Source organism: Legionella parisiensis, from assembly GCF_001467945.1.
Lineage (GTDB): Bacteria > Pseudomonadota > Gammaproteobacteria > Legionellales > Legionellaceae > Legionella > Legionella parisiensis.
The window spans coordinates 1,488,300-1,504,370 of sequence record NZ_LNYQ01000013.1 but is presented as its reverse complement, the minus strand read 5'-3'; the positions used below and the strand labels follow the sequence as shown (position 1 = coordinate 1,504,370).

The following is a 16,071-nucleotide window of genomic DNA, read 5'->3' as shown; positions in this document are numbered from 1 at the left end:
GAACTCGCCTTTTTTAAATATTTTTGCTGTTTCCAGTCAAAATGATAATCAATTTTTCATTATCTATCTCTTATGTTACGGGAGCATTTCCGTGGAATCTTATTTTATTACAAACTCCCAGGATCTCATGGATAAGTCGCGGGACGTAGGAATAAATAAACTATTTAATGAAGACTTTAATAGATTAATCTGTCCCTAGAGCGTTCCTTGCACACCTATTCATATTCATTTTTTTTGGTTAATATTATATCAACTATAAAATGAGCTTATTTATCAAGTAATTCATGGTACTATGCACAATGTTATCCACAGATTTTGTGGATAACATCCATCATTATCTCATCCATACAAAGAAAGTAATCTCGTTCCTCATAAGGCTTATGTTAATTTTTGACATAAAAATAGAAATAGAAATAGGAATTTTAAAAAAAGTTATCCACAGGAAGGGAAGCTAGGGGATTCACAGAATTGGTCGTACATGATAACAAAGAAAAAATTAAAAAACAGTATTGACAGAATATATTTACAAAAATTTTTTTAAATTGAATTTTATTTTAAGCAGACAATATTTTTTTCAGCACAATCGCATCTTCAATATTATTGTCTTCCACATAATATGCTGGTTTAATTTCTATTTGTTTAAAGCCCACACTATGATACAGATGTAAGGCTGCCTGATTACTGGGTCTTACTTCAAGAATCACATGATCAATATACTGTGACGCATTTAATGAGGTAAGTACTTGTTGCAAAAATTGCCGCCCGTAACCTTGCGATTGAAAAGGTTTAGCAATACAGAAATTTAAAATATGACAGCAATTATTGCTGGGCCTAGAAATAATATAACCACAAATTATTAGGCTATTTTTTATATTTACTTCAAATACTCGACAATCATATCCCACCCGCACGCAATCTCTTAAGATATCTCTATCCCAAGGGGCAATATGTACTTCTTTCTCAATAGCATAAACAGTATCAATATCTGATTCAGCCATGCGTCGAATATTAAGAGTCATTTCTGCTGCTCCCAAATAAACAAGTGTAACCTGGCAACGTAGAAAAACCTGGGTGAAGAGGCTCTAACTTCCTGCTTCTTTACCGTACCCAGGCTACATATTACATATTTATTCAGTACTTTTTTTCTTTTTTGGCAAATAAAGATCAGTAATTGTTCCTTCAAATGCCTCTGCTGCTTGAGCAATAGTTTCAGAAAGTGTTGGATGAGGATGTATTGTCAAGGCAATATCTTCAACATCACAGCACATTTCAATAGCTAATGCCGTTTCAGCAATTAAATCACCTGCATTAATACCTACAATACCTGCACCCAATATGCGATTAGTATCTGGACAGAACAATAATTTAGTCATTCCCTCTTCCCGTCCCATGCTAAGCGCGCGCCCACTGGCTGCCCAGGGAAAGGTAGCTTTTTCATAACGAATATTTTTTTCCTTAGCTTCTTTTTCAGTTAAACCTGCCCAAGCTAGCTCTGGATCGGTATAAGCAACACTAGCAATACATTTAGGATCAAAGTAATGCTTTTTACCCGCAATAACTTCTGCAGCAACCTTCCCTTCCGGGATTGCTTTGTGGGCAAGCATTGGCTGTCCAACTACGTCTCCAATGGCAAAAATATGTGCTACATTTGTTCTTTGTTGATTATCTACTCTAATAAAGCCACGCTCATCAACTTTTATGCCCGCCTTTTCTGCATCAATTACACCACCATTAGGTTTTCTTCCAACTGAAACAAGAACTTGTTGAAAGCAAAGAGGCTTATCTGTTCCATGCTCGCCTTCCATTGAAACATAGATACCATCTTTTTTTGCTTCCATGGCAGTTACTTTAGTTTTTAAAAGGAATGTGATACCTTTTTTCTGCATGCGTTTTTGTAAAACATTTACCAAATCAAAATCGGCACCTGGAATCAGCTGATCCATAAATTCGACAACAGTTACATCAACGCCTAAAGATGAATAGACAGTAGCCATTTCCAGACCAATAATTCCACCACCTAAAACCAATAAACTGCCTTTGATATCGGCAAGCTCTAAAGCACCGGTTGAGCTGAAAATACGTTTATCCTCGGGGATAAAAGGTAAATTAATCGATTCAGAACCCACGGCAATAATTGCATTTTCAAATTCAACTTCTACAGAGCCATCTTTAGTTGCCACAGTCACCTGATGCGCGCCTGAGAACTTACCTATGCCGGTAACCACTTCAACTTTACGTTGCTTTGATAAAGCTTTCAAACCGCCTGTTAATTTCGACACTACAGAGTTTTTCCATGCAACGATTTTTTTATTATCCAGCTTAGGTTTACCAAAACTAACACCTTGCTCAGACATTTCATGAGCTTCATCAACAACTTTAGCAATATGCAATAACGCTTTAGAGGGAATGCAGCCTACATTTAAACAAACACCTCCCAGTGAGTCATAACGCTCTACTAATACAACCTTTTTCCCCAAATCTGCTGCTCTAAACGCAGCTGTGTATCCACCAGGGCCACTTCCTAATACAAGGACATCTGTTTTTATTTTATTAGCCATTACAAGCCTCTTTCATTTTAGATATTATAAAAAATTAGAGTAGAATTCGTCTTATATCACTTAAACACTCACAGACAAAACGAGTGAAGCGTGCCGCTTCTGCACCGTCTATCACCCGATGATCATAGGATAAGGATAAAGGCAACATAAGTCTTGGTTGAAATGTACCATTTTCATAAACAGGTTTTATTTCCGAGCGAGATAATCCAAGAATCGCCACCTCAGGACTATTCACTATTGGTGTAAACGCCGTGCCACCAATTCCACCCAAGCTGGAAATTGTAAAACATCCACCTGCCATATCTGCTGGCATTAAGCCCTTATCTCGAGCCTTAGTACTTAACCGTGCCATTTCCATTGCAACTTCAGCAACACTTAACGTGTCAACATTTCTAATTACTGGAACTACCAAACCGTTCGGTGTTTCTACTGCAATACCTATGTTGCAGTATTTCTTATAAATAAGATTGGTGCTCGTGGCATCTAATGATGCATTAAATTGTGGGAAGACCTTTAACGCTTTACTCACTACAGCACAAACGAATGCTAGTAAGGTAAGCTTATATCCTTTTTCTTTAGTATGCTCTGCTTCAGACTTTCTAAATGCCTCGAGATCAGTAATATCTGCTGCATCAAATTGAGTTACATGCGGGATTGTTATCCATGAACGATGAACATTAACACCAGTAAGCCTTTTAATTTTACTAAGGGGCTTGGATTCAATTTCACCAAACTGCGCAAAATCAATTACAGGATTGGATGGAATACCGAAAGATCCTTGACCCGATTGCTCACTTAAACGGGTTTTCACATAAGTGTGCACGTCTTCTTTAGTAATACGACCCTTACGGCCTGTACCTTTAACCGCTGCCAAGTTGACACCTAACTCTCGAGCAAGACGCCTGACAGCAGGACCGGCGGCAATAAAATTTGAAAATTCTGTATCAGCAGGAACAGGTTGGGGTACAATCAGCTCGCTCTTTTTTTCTGGTTCTACTGAGCTGGATGCTTCAAGAGCACTTACCGGTTCTTGTTCAGCTGGGGTTGTTTCACTTTTTTCAGCTTTTGCTCCATTCTCTGTAGCAGCTAAAAGGATCACATCTCCTTCAGATACCTTATTACCTACTTTAAGGTTCAGCTTAGTGATTTTACCTGCAACTGGAGAAGGAATTTCCATGCTGGCTTTATCTGATTCCAAGGTAATAAGCGGTGTATTGATTTCGATTTGGTCTCCTACCCGAACCATAACCTCAATTACGTCAACTTGGGTAGCACCACCAATATCAGGAACTTTAACCTCTTTTGTTCTTTCTGACTTATTTTCCTGTGTTATAACTTTAGTTTCATTTTCAGGTTCTTTATTAACTGTTTGAGCTTTACTCTCTTTTTCAGTGTCTGATTTTTTTTCAACCGTGGCAAAAAGAATCACATCCCCTTCGGATACCTTATCCCCTACTTTGATATTCAGTTTTGTGATTTTTCCTGCAACAGGGGAAGGAATTTCCATACTAGCTTTATCTGACTCCAAAGTAATGAGCGGTGTATCGATTTCGATCAAGTCTCCTACTTGGACCATTATTTCAATCACATCAACCTGAGTCGCTCCACCAATATCAGGAATCTTAACTTCTATTTCGTTTGACATGTCTTTCCTCAAAAGATTACTCAGTATATTCAAGTCATAATTGTAATGGAAACTCATTTAAGCGCATGTTGCTTGCTCCATTACAATCACAGATGGAATTACTAAGCCTAGTAAATACTTTTCTAATGATTAACCGGATTCAGTTTATCAGGATCAATGTTATAGCGCTTTATTGCATCTACAACTTTGGATTTATCGATACTTCCTTCCGCAACTAAAGCATTTAATGTCGCTAAAACTATAAATTTAGCATCTACTTCAAAGAAATGGCGTAAACGCTCACGCGTGTCACTTCTTCCATAACCATCAGTACCTAAAGTGACATAGTGGTTAGGTACGAAAGGTCTGATTTGATCTGCATATATTCGTAAATAATCAGTTGCAGCAATTACAGGTCCAGGTCTGCCTTTTAATTGTGTAGCAACATAGCTTTTTTGTTCTTCTCCTTGAGGATGCATTGCATTATAGCGTTCTACAGCCAACCCATCCCTTCTTAATTCATTAAAGCTTGTTACACTCCAAATATCTGCAGTTACAGAATAATCTTCTTTTAACATTTGTGCTGCTTTGATAACTTCACGCAGTATGGTTCCACTTCCCATTAACTGGACGTGTTGTTTGGATTTTTTCCTACTTTCTTGCAATAAATACATTCCTTTAATAATGCCTTCTTCAGCTCCCTTTGGCATATCCGGATGCATGTAATTTTCATTCATTACGGTAATATAATAAAAAACATTCTCCTGTTTTTCATACATACGGTACAAACCATCCTGGATGATTACAGCAAGCTCATAAGCATAAGTCGGATCATATGAGACGCAATTTGGAATTGTAGAAGCATATAAATGGCTATGACCATCCTGATGTTGTAATCCTTCGCCCGCAAGGGTTGTTCGCCCGGCAGTTCCGCCTAATAGAAAACCTCTGGCCTGCATATCTCCTGCAGCCCATGCCAAATCACCAATACGCTGAAATCCAAACATCGAGTAGTAAATATAAAATGGGATCATGGCCAATTTATTTGAACTGTATGAGGTCGCTGCAGCAATCCACGAACAAAAAGCTCCCGCTTCATTAATTCCTTCCTCAAGAATTTGTCCGTCTTTAGCTTCGCGATAAAACATGACTTGTTCATGATCTACAGGTGTATAAAGCTGACCTACTGGAGAATAAATACCGATTTGCCTGAATAAACCTTCCATTCCAAACGTTCTGCACTCATCAGGAACGATTGGAACAATACGCTCACTGATCTCCTTATTTTTAAGTAATACTGAAAGAATACGTACAAAAGCCATTGTAGTTGAAATTTCGCGATCACCTAATCCCTTAGTGACTGACGAAAAGTCAGCCAAAGCAGGAACTTTAAGAGGTTCAGTTTCTGTAGAACGTGCAGGTAAATAGCCACCCAGCATTTCTCTTTGCTTTTTAATGTATTTTATCTCAGGACTATCATCTGCCGGTTTATAAAATGGTATCTCTGCAATTTGATCATCACTGATAGGAATGCTAAATCTGTCTCTAAATGCCTTTAATTGCTCTACGGTCATTTTTTTTTGCTGGTGGGTTATATTTTGTCCTTCACCAGCAGCTCCCATTCCATAACCTTTAATTGTTTTTGCCAAAATAACAGTTGGAGAACCTTTATGCTCTACAGCCTTAGCATAAGCCGCATAAACTTTTTGAGAATCATGACCGCCTCTATTCAATCTCCAGATTTCTTCATCGGTATAGTTTTCAACCATCTTCTTTAATTCTGGATATTGATTAAAGAAATGTTGTCTCACATAGGCTCCATCATTTGCTTTGTAAGCTTGATAGTCGCCATCAACACATTCTTCCATACGTTTTTGTAACCAGCCATCTTTATCGCGCGCAAGTAATGGATCCCATCGACCACCCCAAATAACTTTTATTACATTCCAGCCAGCGCCACGGAATAGACCTTCAAGTTCTTGAATAATTTTACCATTACCACGAACAGGTCCATCGAGTCTCTGTAAATTACAATTCACAACAAAAATAAGATTATCAAGCTTCTCTCGCGCAGCAATACTTAAAGCGCCGACAGACTCAACCTCATCCATCTCACCATCCCCAAGAAAAGCCCATACTTTTCTATCATCCGCTTTGATGAGTCCCCTATTTTCTAGATATTTTAAAAATCGTGCTTGATAAATAGCTTGCAATGGCCCTAGTCCCATAGATACCGTAGGGAATTGCCAAAACTCACTCATTAACCAGGGATGGGGATATGAAGATAAACCATCCACTTCCACTTCTTGTCGGAATTTATTTAATTGCTCTTCACTAAGCCGCCCCTCAAGGAAGGCACGTGCATAAATACCAGGAGAAGAATGGCCTTGAATGTAGATTAAATCCCCGCCATATTCACCCTTAGGGCCTTTAAAAAAGTAATTAAACCCTGTTTCATATAAAGTAGACGAAGAAGCATAAGATGCAATATGACCACCAAGTTCAGGAGCATATTTTCCTGCCCGCAATACCATTGCCACAGCATTCCAGCGAATCAAGGCACTAATACGCTTACCAAGACCTTCATCAGGTGGCATTTGCTTTTCTTCATGTGGTTTGATTGTATTTCTATAAGGGGTATTAATTGAACTGGTTAAATTAACCCCTTCTGCATTTGCTTTATTAAGAAGCTGTTTTAAAAGAAAAGCGCCTCGCTTCGGGCCATCATTGATTAATACAGCTTGCAGGGCATCCAGCCATTCACGCGTTTCTATAGGATCCAAATCTAAATTAGTTTCATTTGCCATGAAAGTGTTCCCCGAAATCTATTAAACACAGTAAGGTACAGCCTGTAATTTTGTAGGAATTACACCTGTGCAACCTTTCTTACAAATTGCGAAATCTGATAAGCAATCGCATGTTACTTTGCGGCATTGTAGTGGATCGCGGTAAGATTTCAACTCACGCATCACCTTTTTACCCTCAACTCTTTTTTCATGCACATATTTTAAAAAGTTCTTTTCTGCATCAATTTGTGATATGTAAGAACAATTGGGGCAGTTGTTAGTGCAACTTTGTCTACAAAACTCAAAATGCTGCTCACAAGTCATATTGCATTGCGCCAATGCCTGCCCTTTAAGTACATTATGTTGTAATCCGTAACAACCACAAAGCCCTAAAATTATAGTACAACAAATCAGACGCAAAAAAGAAATCATATAGGTCTTATCCGCAATAAATGATTATGTAGATTAAATGCTTCAGTCCAATGCCAGGGTTCTATAAACAATTCTACTATCCTGACCATAACGATGCGATTTTATGTGCTGCTATACTCACATACTTCATGTGCATTGCATTTCGATGCTCTAAAATCACACTACTATATTGGCTCAATCTTGCGAATTGACCCTATTCTTAACTCATAAATGAAAACTACAACCAAGTAATTAATGTAAATAAAGCAATAAAAACCAGCATAACAATAATTGCATGATCAACCAAACCTTCTGCTACAGGCATCGGAATTTCTTCTGTTTCATTTGTTTTAACCGCTAACAAACCGCAGACACGCAACATGTCATTATTCTTATCAGGTTTTGCAAGAAAGTAACTGGTAAACGAAGAAAAACCTCGTTGAAAATTTCCTACAAGCAAAAAAAGCAATACGGTTAATCGAGCAGGTATCCATTCAAGTAAATCGGTTATTTCATGTGCCTGTTCACTAACAAAATTGACATCACGACATAAAGTGATTAAACGATAAGCCAATGCGCCAATAGGACCAGCAATGATATACCAAAATACAAGAGAAAATAATTGTCTATTGACTAAAACAAAATAGTCTCCTACAAGCTCCTGATTAGTCCTATTATCAGATTGAACTACTGGATAAAATACATTTTGAGGCCCAAGGCAATAAAAGAAAATTAAAATACTTAAAAAGAATCCTATCAACCCAAACACCAGCTGATCTAACAAACAGTAAATTATCGATACAAGAAGTACAATAGGAATTATTATAAGGGCCAAAAGCACCCAGGGGTTAGTTAAAAAACTTTGTTTATTGGTACTCATCTTTATCTTTTGACAATAATCAAAAAACCAATAAAAACGTTGGTAAGAAACAGAGTGAATCAAAAAACGTTCACTCAATAAGCTCAACAATATAACTAATAATTTCATTATTTAATCCTTACGCATTTTTTCAGATAGTGCTATGGGGGTTGGGTATTTCAATACAACAAAATATGATGAAACAATAAATGTTAAAATGGTAGTAGCTTGAATTAAATTAGATGCTTTATCCGAAATAAGTTCCGTACTTAAAGCAATACTGGCAACAAGTAATGAGAACTCACTTGCTTGTCCCAAACGAATACCAACCTCTTTTGCAACATGCTTTTTTTCACCCGACTTTCCAAGAAGCAAATAAAATAGAATCGGTTTGAATAGTAAGACTAAAAGCGACAAAATAAGGGCAGGAATAAGCACTTGCTGCGCTAAGCCAAAATTAAAAGTCGCTCCGATTGAAAAGAAAAACATCACCAGAAAAAAATCTCTCAAAGGTTTTAGGCTCTCAGCAATAAAAAGAGAAATAGGACTTGCTGCCAGAGCTACCCCAGCTAGAAAAGCACCAATATCTTCTGAAAGACCTATTTTTTGTGCAAGAACCGACATCCCCAGACACCAGCCAATTGATAACAGAAATACATATTCCTGAGTTCTATCAAAACGAGCCAGTAATCGGATCAAAACATATTTCTCAACAGCAAAGGCAAAAAGAATCAATGCAGGTAAATCAATACCCACTAAAATAATATCATCGAACGAGAACCCGCCTGTTTGTTGTGCTCCGTGAATTAAGATCAGCACAATGATTGCAATAACATCCTGCATCAATAGTACGCTAATCATTACTTCACCAGTATGCTGATGGTGCAAGATAGTTGTTGGTAATAATTTCAAGCCAATAATAGTGCTTGAAAACATCATGGCACACCCTACAATCCATGACTCAGTCACACTTAGGCCAAAAAGCCTGCTAATCCCATATGAAGTTACAGCAAAAAGAACTGAACTAACCAAAGCTATCCATGTCACTTTCTTTAACATGTGGACAAGATTTTGGGGTTGTAAATGCAGTCCAAGTAGAAACAATAGAAAGACTATTCCAATATCACCAATTTGCTTGACAATAGTCACATCAGATACCAGCTTTAATCCCCATGGTCCAAAAAAGGCTCCAAGAAGAATATAAGCAACCAACAAAGATTGTTTGGTATAAAGAACCAAGGTTGAAAGAAATGCAGCGCCTGCGAAGATTAAGAATATTGTGTAAAATACAGAGCTTTCATGCATTGATTGAGTACCTCAATATTAAATATAATAACCAACCTTATTTTGAATAACTGAAGCTCTAAAAAAGCGCAATAAAATAAGATAACTGAATTAAAAACGGACTTACATTGTGCTTTATAAGACTAGAATTTTATTAGAGCCTATTTACAATTCTCCCCTAGCCAAAATAGCAAATCGTCAACAATCGCTACATTCAATTCTAATGATTTTTAAAAATTGACTAACAATTTTATCCATTAATTCATGAATTGGCTATCAATAATTCCATAACAGCCTAAATTAAAACGGAAAAAGATCCTCTTACACCATTAAGTGCTAATTTTCGTTTCAAGCTATCAGCCATATTTTTTGAACCAAATGGCCCTACTCTCACGACATAATGCTGATTATAGTGCTCAACATACACTGGGGATGGAGTAATATGAGTTAATCTTTCTTTTAAACGTGTTGCCGATGCTTTCGTTGTAAAAGCACCTGCCTGCAGATAATAATGTGCTTTTCCAGCAGGCCCCATTAACGTCTCAATTTCAACACGGGCTGTTCCTTTTGGAAATACACCCAGTTTTAAAGCTGCAGCGTAGGATAAATCGATAATCCTATTGGAATGAAATGGACCGCGATCGTTTACTTTAACGATTGCAACCTTTCCATTGTCTAAATTTTTAACTTTTACATAAGTCGGTAAAGGTAGGGTTTTATGTGCAGCAGACATTACATACATGTTGTAAGGCTCACCGCTGGAAGTTCTTTGTTTATGGAATTTTGTTCCATACCAGGAAGCGATGCCTCTCGCTTTATACCCTGATGAGCTTCGCATCACTTGATATGATCGTCCATCAACAGAATATTCTGATATGTTGCCATATCGGCTTAAAGGCTCTTTGGACGGCACAGGCTCTTTAAAACTGATGTTTCTCAATTTAGCGGGTGCGCCATCTTGATGCTGAGTATATCGATTTGTTTTATTTTTATAGCGATTATATATTGAATTATTCGTACTTTGAGTTACTTGTCGTGTAGATTTTTTTGTTCCCGATGCTGAAGAATCAAAAGACTGATTTGCAGTTTGGCACCCTGTTAATATAATTGTCACGGCAATAAGTATCTTTCGCATAGTATCCAGTTTGAATAATTGTTTTCTGGTTAATATACAGAAATATCGCATAATTTCGAAGATTTATTTTAACTTGAAAAATATTACATTATTTTTCATCTGCTATTTTGTTGCAAACAAAAGGCTGTGTTACTATATTCACATTTTTTGCAATAGGACTAGATAACAACATGACAAGAACAACGTCTATTTTATTAACTACACTGTTTATCATCACTTTATTTGTACAATCAACCAATTCTATGGCAGATGATGGTTCGCTACCTAATAAACCTATCGCAGACCTTGAAAGACCTTCTCCAACAGTGACAAATAAACCGTTGGTTACCCCTGCGCCTCCAATTCTTAATGCAAAAGCTTACATATTGATTGATGTATACAGCGGCAAAATCATTGCAGAAAAAAACAGCGAGGAACGTTTGCCTCCTGCGAGTTTAACTAAAATGATGACCTTATATGTTTTATCAAATGCACTACATCACGAACAAATTCACCTTACTGATAATGTGCGAGTCAGCCGTGATGCATGGAAAATAGGTGGTTCACGGATGTTTATCAAAGAAGGGCAACAAGTTCCTGTAGAGGACTTGCTTAAGGGGATCATTGTTGACTCAGGAAACGATGCCTGTATTGCCATGGCAGAACATGTTGGCGGAACTGAGAACTCATTTACTGATCTTATGAATCAACAAGCTCAAAATCTTGGAATGAAAAACAGCCATTTTACTGATAGCACTGGTTTACCCGACCCTAATTTATATACCACTGCAAAAGACTTAGCGATTCTCGGTAGAGCATTAATTATTGACTTTCCACAATATTATGATTGGTATAAACAAAAGTGGTTTACCTATAATGGTATTCGCCAACCTAACAGAAATCGCTTGCTGTGGCGTGATAATCAAGTAGATGGTATAAAAACTGGTCATACCAATGAAGCAGGATTTTGTCTAGTATCTTCTGCCAAACGTGACAATATGCGTTTACTTGCTGTGGTCCTCGGCGAACCAAGTGACTCTTCCCGTGCAGATGATAGTGAAAAATTACTCAATTATGGCTTCAGATTTTTTGAAACCCACCAGCTTTACAAGTCAGGCCAGTCAATATCAGAACTTCCTCTTTATAAAGGACAAGTTGATAAGATAAGCATAGGCTTAAATGAAGATCAATATATCACCATTCCCACTGGTCAATATCAGCGTCTTAATATTTCCACTAAAATTCCTTCCTTCGTCGAGGCACCAATTAAGAAAGGTGATAAGATAGGTGATTTAGTGGTTCAATTTGATAATAATGTCGTATTAACTCGGCCACTATATGCCTTACAAGATGTTGAGCCAGGTGGTTTTTATACACGAACCAAAGACTCTATAAGTTTGGCTTTTAAACGCTGGTTTAGCTCCTAAGACCTGATAGGATTTGAGGATGACAAAAACGACTTTAATCGAATTTCCCTGCTATTTTCCTATAAAAATAATAGGGAATAATTCGTCCGTTTTTCTTGAAGAAATCAGACAAATTGCTGTCACTCACTTTCCTCATATTAAAGAAGATGCACTGACTCATAAAATGAGCAAAGACTCTAATTATTTGGCAATAACAGTCACTGTTTTTGCTGAAAATCAAGAAATACTTGACGCATTTTATAGAGCCATTACACAGCATCCAGAAGTAAAAATGGTTCTATAATGAAAATACAACAGCTAGGTATTCAAAATTACAATGATGTTTGGCTGCTAATGAAGCAATTTACACAAAAGCGTGAAACAACTACTCAAGATGAGCTTTGGCTTTTAGAACACTTTCCAGTCTATACACAAGGACAAGCGGGAAAACCTGAGCACATACTCAACCCTGCTTCCATACCCGTGGTACAATCTGATCGCGGAGGACAAGTAACTTATCATGGACCAGGCCAGCTTATTGCATATGTTTTAATGGATATCAGCAGAAAAAATTTAGGAATAAGAACATTGGTAAGCAAATTGGAGGAGATATTAATATCTGTTCTTGCACAATATCAAATAGATGCTTCTATTCGTTGTGGTGCACCTGGGGTATATGTAAATGAGCAAAAAATAGCATCAATAGGATTAAGAGTAAAAAATGGTTGTACTTATCATGGAATTGCGCTTAATGTCGATATGGACTTAAAACCTTTTTCAGGAATAAATCCTTGTGGATTTGAAAAAATGGAAATGACTCAAATAAGCCATTTTGTTCCTGACGTAAAGATGGATACAGTCAATCAACATTTTGTGCAATATTTTCTGCAACAATTTTTTCCCTGAGAAATATGAACTTGTTCGTAGACTACGTACAGCCACTTACTAACTGGTTGCAACAGAACCCGCACTGGTCTTTATTCATCACATTTCTTATTTCTTTAACGGAGTCCCTGGCAATTGTGGGCAGCATTGTACCAGGCAGTGTCACAATGACTGCCATAGGAATACTTGCTGGCTCAGGAATTATGCGCATTGATCTTACGTTATTAGCAGCAATTTTAGGTGCGGTTGCTGGCGATAGTCTAAGTTACCTGCTGGGCTATTATTATAGTGATCGATTGCTTGAAATTTGGCCATTTAGTAAATACCCCAAGTGGATACAATATGGCAAAGATTTTTTTGAAACCCATGGTGGAAAAAGTGTATTAATTGGTCGTTTTGTTGGACCTTTACGCTCAATCATTCCAGTTATTGCTGGAATAATGCATATGAAACAATGGCGTTTTTTTATAGCAAATGTGATATCTGCAATTGGATGGTCTATTTTGTATATAATGCCTGGTGTAGTAATAGGAGCAGCCAGCCATGAGCTGTCCACAGAAAGTGCGACACGTTTATTTTTATTAATCCTTATTATGCTTGCAGGCATTTGGTTATTTAGTATATTTATAAAATGGTTAATTAGATTATTAAGCTCCTTTTTAAGAATAAATTTACATCATTTTTGGTTGAAACTAAAAAATAATTCTCTTTTGGTTTATGTATATAGTGCGTTTACACCAAAAGATGAAGCAAATCATTATCACACTGCTTCCACTGTGCTCATAACAGTGCTATGTCTGCTTTTTTTTCTTATCCTTTTAGGATTAACCGTTGCTCAACTCCTTACTCCTATTAATCTTCCAACTAATTTACTTTTACAAAGTTTTAATACCCCAATACTAAGAGTATTTTTTATCTGCTGCACTCAATTAACATCGACAATAACAGTGCTCACCCTTTTTATTATTTGTTGTTTCTGGCTTACTTATAATAAAAATAGGATAGCAGTTATACACTTATGCAGTTTGCTTATTTTTAGTAGCTTTATAGCTCTATCACTCAGCTACTTTGTTAATAGCCCTAGACCTCCGGGGCTGTTGGTTGTTATGCCAGGATCTTCTTTTCCTGCAATTAACCTACTGATTGCTACTGCATTGTACGGCTTTATCTTATTCTACATAAATAGTACTTATACATTATTTACAGGTCCGCTTAAATCGATTGTATTTACAATTCTTAGCTTTAGTGGTTTAGGCTCTCTCTATTTAGGGGACCATTGGTTCACAGATATTTTAGCATCTTATCTTTTAGGCACGACAATTTGTTTAATCCATTGCTTGCATTACAGAAAATCAAATATTTCTAGCAAAAAAACAGCACATTCATCTTTAATGATTCTTCCGCTTTTTATCAGTATCTTTTTATCTTCATCAGTAGCTACATATTTTAATTTTAAAACTTTATCGTACAACCATACCCCATACTATAAAAAATTTACTTTGAGCGAAGGCACATGGTGGGATCAGGAAAAACCCACTCTCCCTGTTTATCAATTTAGCAGAATAGGAAAAAGAATTAGTTTCTTAAATCTTCAATTCGCTGGAGACTTGGATATATTACAAAACAGCTTGGAAGAAAATGGTTGGCAGCCACACAAAGATTCATTTTTTACAAACCTGCTTATGCGAATGAATCAACAACCTAACAGCATTAAGCTCCCATTATTAACTCAATTATATGAAAATAAACCCCCTGTACTGATTATGACTTATACAGATCCACAAACTAAGCTAACACTTGAATTAAGAATTTGGGAGTCAAATTATAATTTGTTAAATTTAAACAAACCATTATGGATAGGCAGCATTCATCCCTCGAATCGTGCAAACAAACAAAAAAGCAACCTGGGTTATTTTCCTAATTTGGTTAACCCATTGAATTATATGTTTAAAGCGGAACATCCATTTGCTGTCAAACAGATAAAGCTTCCAGATACTATGATTAAAACAACAATATATCCAACACAGCCTTACCTAACGCTCATCAAAGAAAGAAAATGAAACTCTTACACCTTATTAAGTAATAACCAGTTTGTATTAAACCATAGATAACATTATTTAAGTTATGTTCTAATGAGGTTTAAAATTGGTTTGCTCATTAATTGATCGCACCGCCTACCCCGGAGTATTTTCTATTAGTGATTTGATTCTCCTAATTCAAAATACGCTTATGTTTGTGTGAAAAAAACCAATAAAAACCAATGAAACATATATATTCTTAATATGGCTTTATAAAAATTAAGTAAGTATTATGTATTTAAGGTCTATTCTGAGTACAATTGTCCGAGGATTGTTTTTTTTGAAAATAAGTTACTAGCTCTGTTTCTTATCAAACCATATTCAGGTTAACCATTATATGTACATACATAGAAATAACTGATATAACTACATAGTTTTTAAAATAAACACCTTTTCATTCTGATGAGTATGAATCAAATGTACACACTGGGAAAATTAATCCAAACTCTTTTTCCATTAATTGCTCTAATACTCTTTATTATTGGAACTAAAAAAAGCGCTATTTATTGCATTATTTCATCACTTTGGCTCAGCCTTATTGCTGCACTCATTAATTTTCAATTCGCAGGAAATCAAATTTTTGGAACATATTTTGGATATCTTAATGCTGGAATATATTCATTTAATTTGCTCATATTGGTCCTTTCGTTAATACATGTCATGTCACACTTGAGTATCAATGGTCCAGCCTTCAAATATACCAGCACATTTATCAATGCACTTTTAGTCGTAGGAGCAATTGTTGTTATTAGCAATCTTTGGATTAATGCTTTTTTTATAGAGAGCAAGATGGAGGGTACTCCCATAATGCAAGTAGCTCTTATTGACAAGCCTGATTATTGTGAGAGTAAGTATATTTTTTATAAAGTTAATCAAGACAGTTCAGTAGCCTATCTTTGCCCTAATTATTATGGTTTATTACCGTCTATAGGACATTTAGCGACAAGCCCAGATTTTATTACAACGCAATTATCATTACCTGTGAAAAAACAAATTCTATTAAAACAAAAAAATAAAAGTTAAAGATATTGATGGGTTTAATAAACCACTCAAGCTGATGAACCTG

At 36.4% G+C, this 16,071-nt stretch carries 12 protein-coding genes; 5 read left to right on the top strand and 7 right to left on the bottom strand.

From position 1 onward, the window contains the following. Window positions 1–554: 554 nt before the first annotated feature. The 7 genes from rimI to Lpar_RS12730 all read right to left on the bottom strand — a co-directional run bounded on the left by rimI (window position 555) and on the right by Lpar_RS12730 (window position 10,657). On the bottom strand, window positions 555–1,019 hold the full coding sequence (rimI, locus tag Lpar_RS12765; protein ID WP_058518283.1) for a ribosomal protein S18-alanine N-acetyltransferase: 465 nt from the start codon (window positions 1,017–1,019) through the stop codon (window positions 555–557). Between the two features lie 108 nt (window positions 1,020–1,127). Beyond that, a complete protein-coding gene (gene lpdA, locus Lpar_RS12760) occupies window positions 1,128–2,558 on the bottom strand; it encodes a dihydrolipoyl dehydrogenase (RefSeq protein ID WP_058518282.1) in 1,431 nt (476 codons plus the stop codon). A 34-nt stretch (window positions 2,559–2,592) separates the two neighbouring features. Then, window positions 2,593–4,203, bottom strand: coding sequence for a dihydrolipoyllysine-residue acetyltransferase (gene aceF / locus Lpar_RS12755; RefSeq protein WP_058518281.1), 1,611 nt, complete (start codon window positions 4,201–4,203; stop codon window positions 2,593–2,595). Between the two features lie 122 nt (window positions 4,204–4,325). Beyond that, a complete protein-coding gene (gene aceE / locus Lpar_RS12750) occupies window positions 4,326–6,989 on the bottom strand; it encodes a pyruvate dehydrogenase (acetyl-transferring), homodimeric type (RefSeq protein ID WP_058518280.1) in 2,664 nt (887 codons plus the stop codon). A gap of 628 nt (window positions 6,990–7,617) precedes the next feature. Next, the gene (locus Lpar_RS12740; protein ID WP_058518278.1) at window positions 7,618–8,367 is read right to left on the bottom strand and encodes a hypothetical protein; all 750 of its coding nucleotides are present in this window, start codon (window positions 8,365–8,367) and stop codon (window positions 7,618–7,620) included. A 3-nt stretch (window positions 8,368–8,370) separates the two neighbouring features. Then, window positions 8,371–9,543, bottom strand: coding sequence for a cation:proton antiporter (locus Lpar_RS12735; protein WP_058518277.1), 1,173 nt, complete (start codon window positions 9,541–9,543; stop codon window positions 8,371–8,373). A 274-nt stretch (window positions 9,544–9,817) separates the two neighbouring features. Then, window positions 9,818–10,657 (bottom strand): septal ring lytic transglycosylase RlpA family protein, encoded by an 840-nt coding sequence (locus Lpar_RS12730; RefSeq protein WP_058518276.1) that lies wholly within the window; start codon window positions 10,655–10,657, stop codon window positions 9,818–9,820. A 170-nt stretch (window positions 10,658–10,827) separates the two neighbouring features. On the opposite strand from Lpar_RS12730, the gene Lpar_RS12725 reads away from it, so the two are divergent. The 5 genes from Lpar_RS12725 to Lpar_RS12705 all read left to right on the top strand — a co-directional run bounded on the left by Lpar_RS12725 (window position 10,828) and on the right by Lpar_RS12705 (window position 16,028). Then, window positions 10,828–12,063, top strand: a complete 1,236-nt coding sequence (locus tag Lpar_RS12725; protein ID WP_058518275.1) for a D-alanyl-D-alanine carboxypeptidase family protein — start codon at window positions 10,828–10,830, stop codon at window positions 12,061–12,063. Between the two features lie 19 nt (window positions 12,064–12,082). After that, complete coding sequence (locus Lpar_RS12720) at window positions 12,083–12,346, top strand: HP0495 family protein (protein ID WP_058518274.1); 264 nt, start codon at window positions 12,083–12,085, stop codon at window positions 12,344–12,346. Continuing rightward, window positions 12,346–12,948 (top strand): lipoyl(octanoyl) transferase LipB, encoded by a 603-nt coding sequence (gene lipB / locus Lpar_RS12715; RefSeq protein ID WP_058518273.1) that lies wholly within the window; start codon window positions 12,346–12,348, stop codon window positions 12,946–12,948. The genes Lpar_RS12720 and lipB overlap by 1 nt, the downstream gene beginning before the upstream one ends. Before the next feature lie 5 nt (window positions 12,949–12,953). Then, a complete protein-coding gene (locus Lpar_RS12710; RefSeq protein ID WP_058518272.1) occupies window positions 12,954–14,987 on the top strand; it encodes a VTT domain-containing protein in 2,034 nt (677 codons plus the stop codon). Window positions 14,988–15,422: 435 nt separating this feature from the next. Continuing rightward, the gene (locus Lpar_RS12705; protein ID WP_058518271.1) at window positions 15,423–16,028 is read left to right on the top strand and encodes a hypothetical protein; all 606 of its coding nucleotides are present in this window, start codon (window positions 15,423–15,425) and stop codon (window positions 16,026–16,028) included. Window positions 16,029–16,071: the final 43 nt, after the last annotated feature.

Excerpts from the sequence above, each read along its gene's own strand:
- rimI (WP_058518283.1), bottom strand. The coding sequence starts at position 1,019 with ATGACTCTTAATATTCGACGCATGGCTGAATCAGATATTGATACTGTT.
- lpdA (WP_058518282.1), bottom strand. The coding sequence starts at position 2,558 with ATGGCTAATAAAATAAAAACAGATGTCCTTGTATTAGGAAGTGGCCCT.
- aceF (WP_058518281.1), bottom strand. The coding sequence starts at position 4,203 with ATGTCAAACGAAATAGAAGTTAAGATTCCTGATATTGGTGGAGCGACT.
- aceE (WP_058518280.1), bottom strand. The coding sequence starts at position 6,989 with ATGGCAAATGAAACTAATTTAGATTTGGATCCTATAGAAACGCGTGAA.
- Lpar_RS12740 (WP_058518278.1), bottom strand. The coding sequence starts at position 8,367 with ATGAAATTATTAGTTATATTGTTGAGCTTATTGAGTGAACGTTTTTTG.
- Lpar_RS12735 (WP_058518277.1), bottom strand. The coding sequence starts at position 9,543 with ATGCATGAAAGCTCTGTATTTTACACAATATTCTTAATCTTCGCAGGC.
- Lpar_RS12730 (WP_058518276.1), bottom strand. The coding sequence starts at position 10,657 with ATGCGAAAGATACTTATTGCCGTGACAATTATATTAACAGGGTGCCAA.
- Lpar_RS12725 (WP_058518275.1), top strand. The coding sequence starts at position 10,828 with ATGACAAGAACAACGTCTATTTTATTAACTACACTGTTTATCATCACT.
- Lpar_RS12720 (WP_058518274.1), top strand. The coding sequence starts at position 12,083 with ATGACAAAAACGACTTTAATCGAATTTCCCTGCTATTTTCCTATAAAA.
- lipB (WP_058518273.1), top strand. The coding sequence starts at position 12,346 with ATGAAAATACAACAGCTAGGTATTCAAAATTACAATGATGTTTGGCTG.
- Lpar_RS12710 (WP_058518272.1), top strand. The coding sequence starts at position 12,954 with ATGAACTTGTTCGTAGACTACGTACAGCCACTTACTAACTGGTTGCAA.
- Lpar_RS12705 (WP_058518271.1), top strand. The coding sequence starts at position 15,423 with ATGTACACACTGGGAAAATTAATCCAAACTCTTTTTCCATTAATTGCT.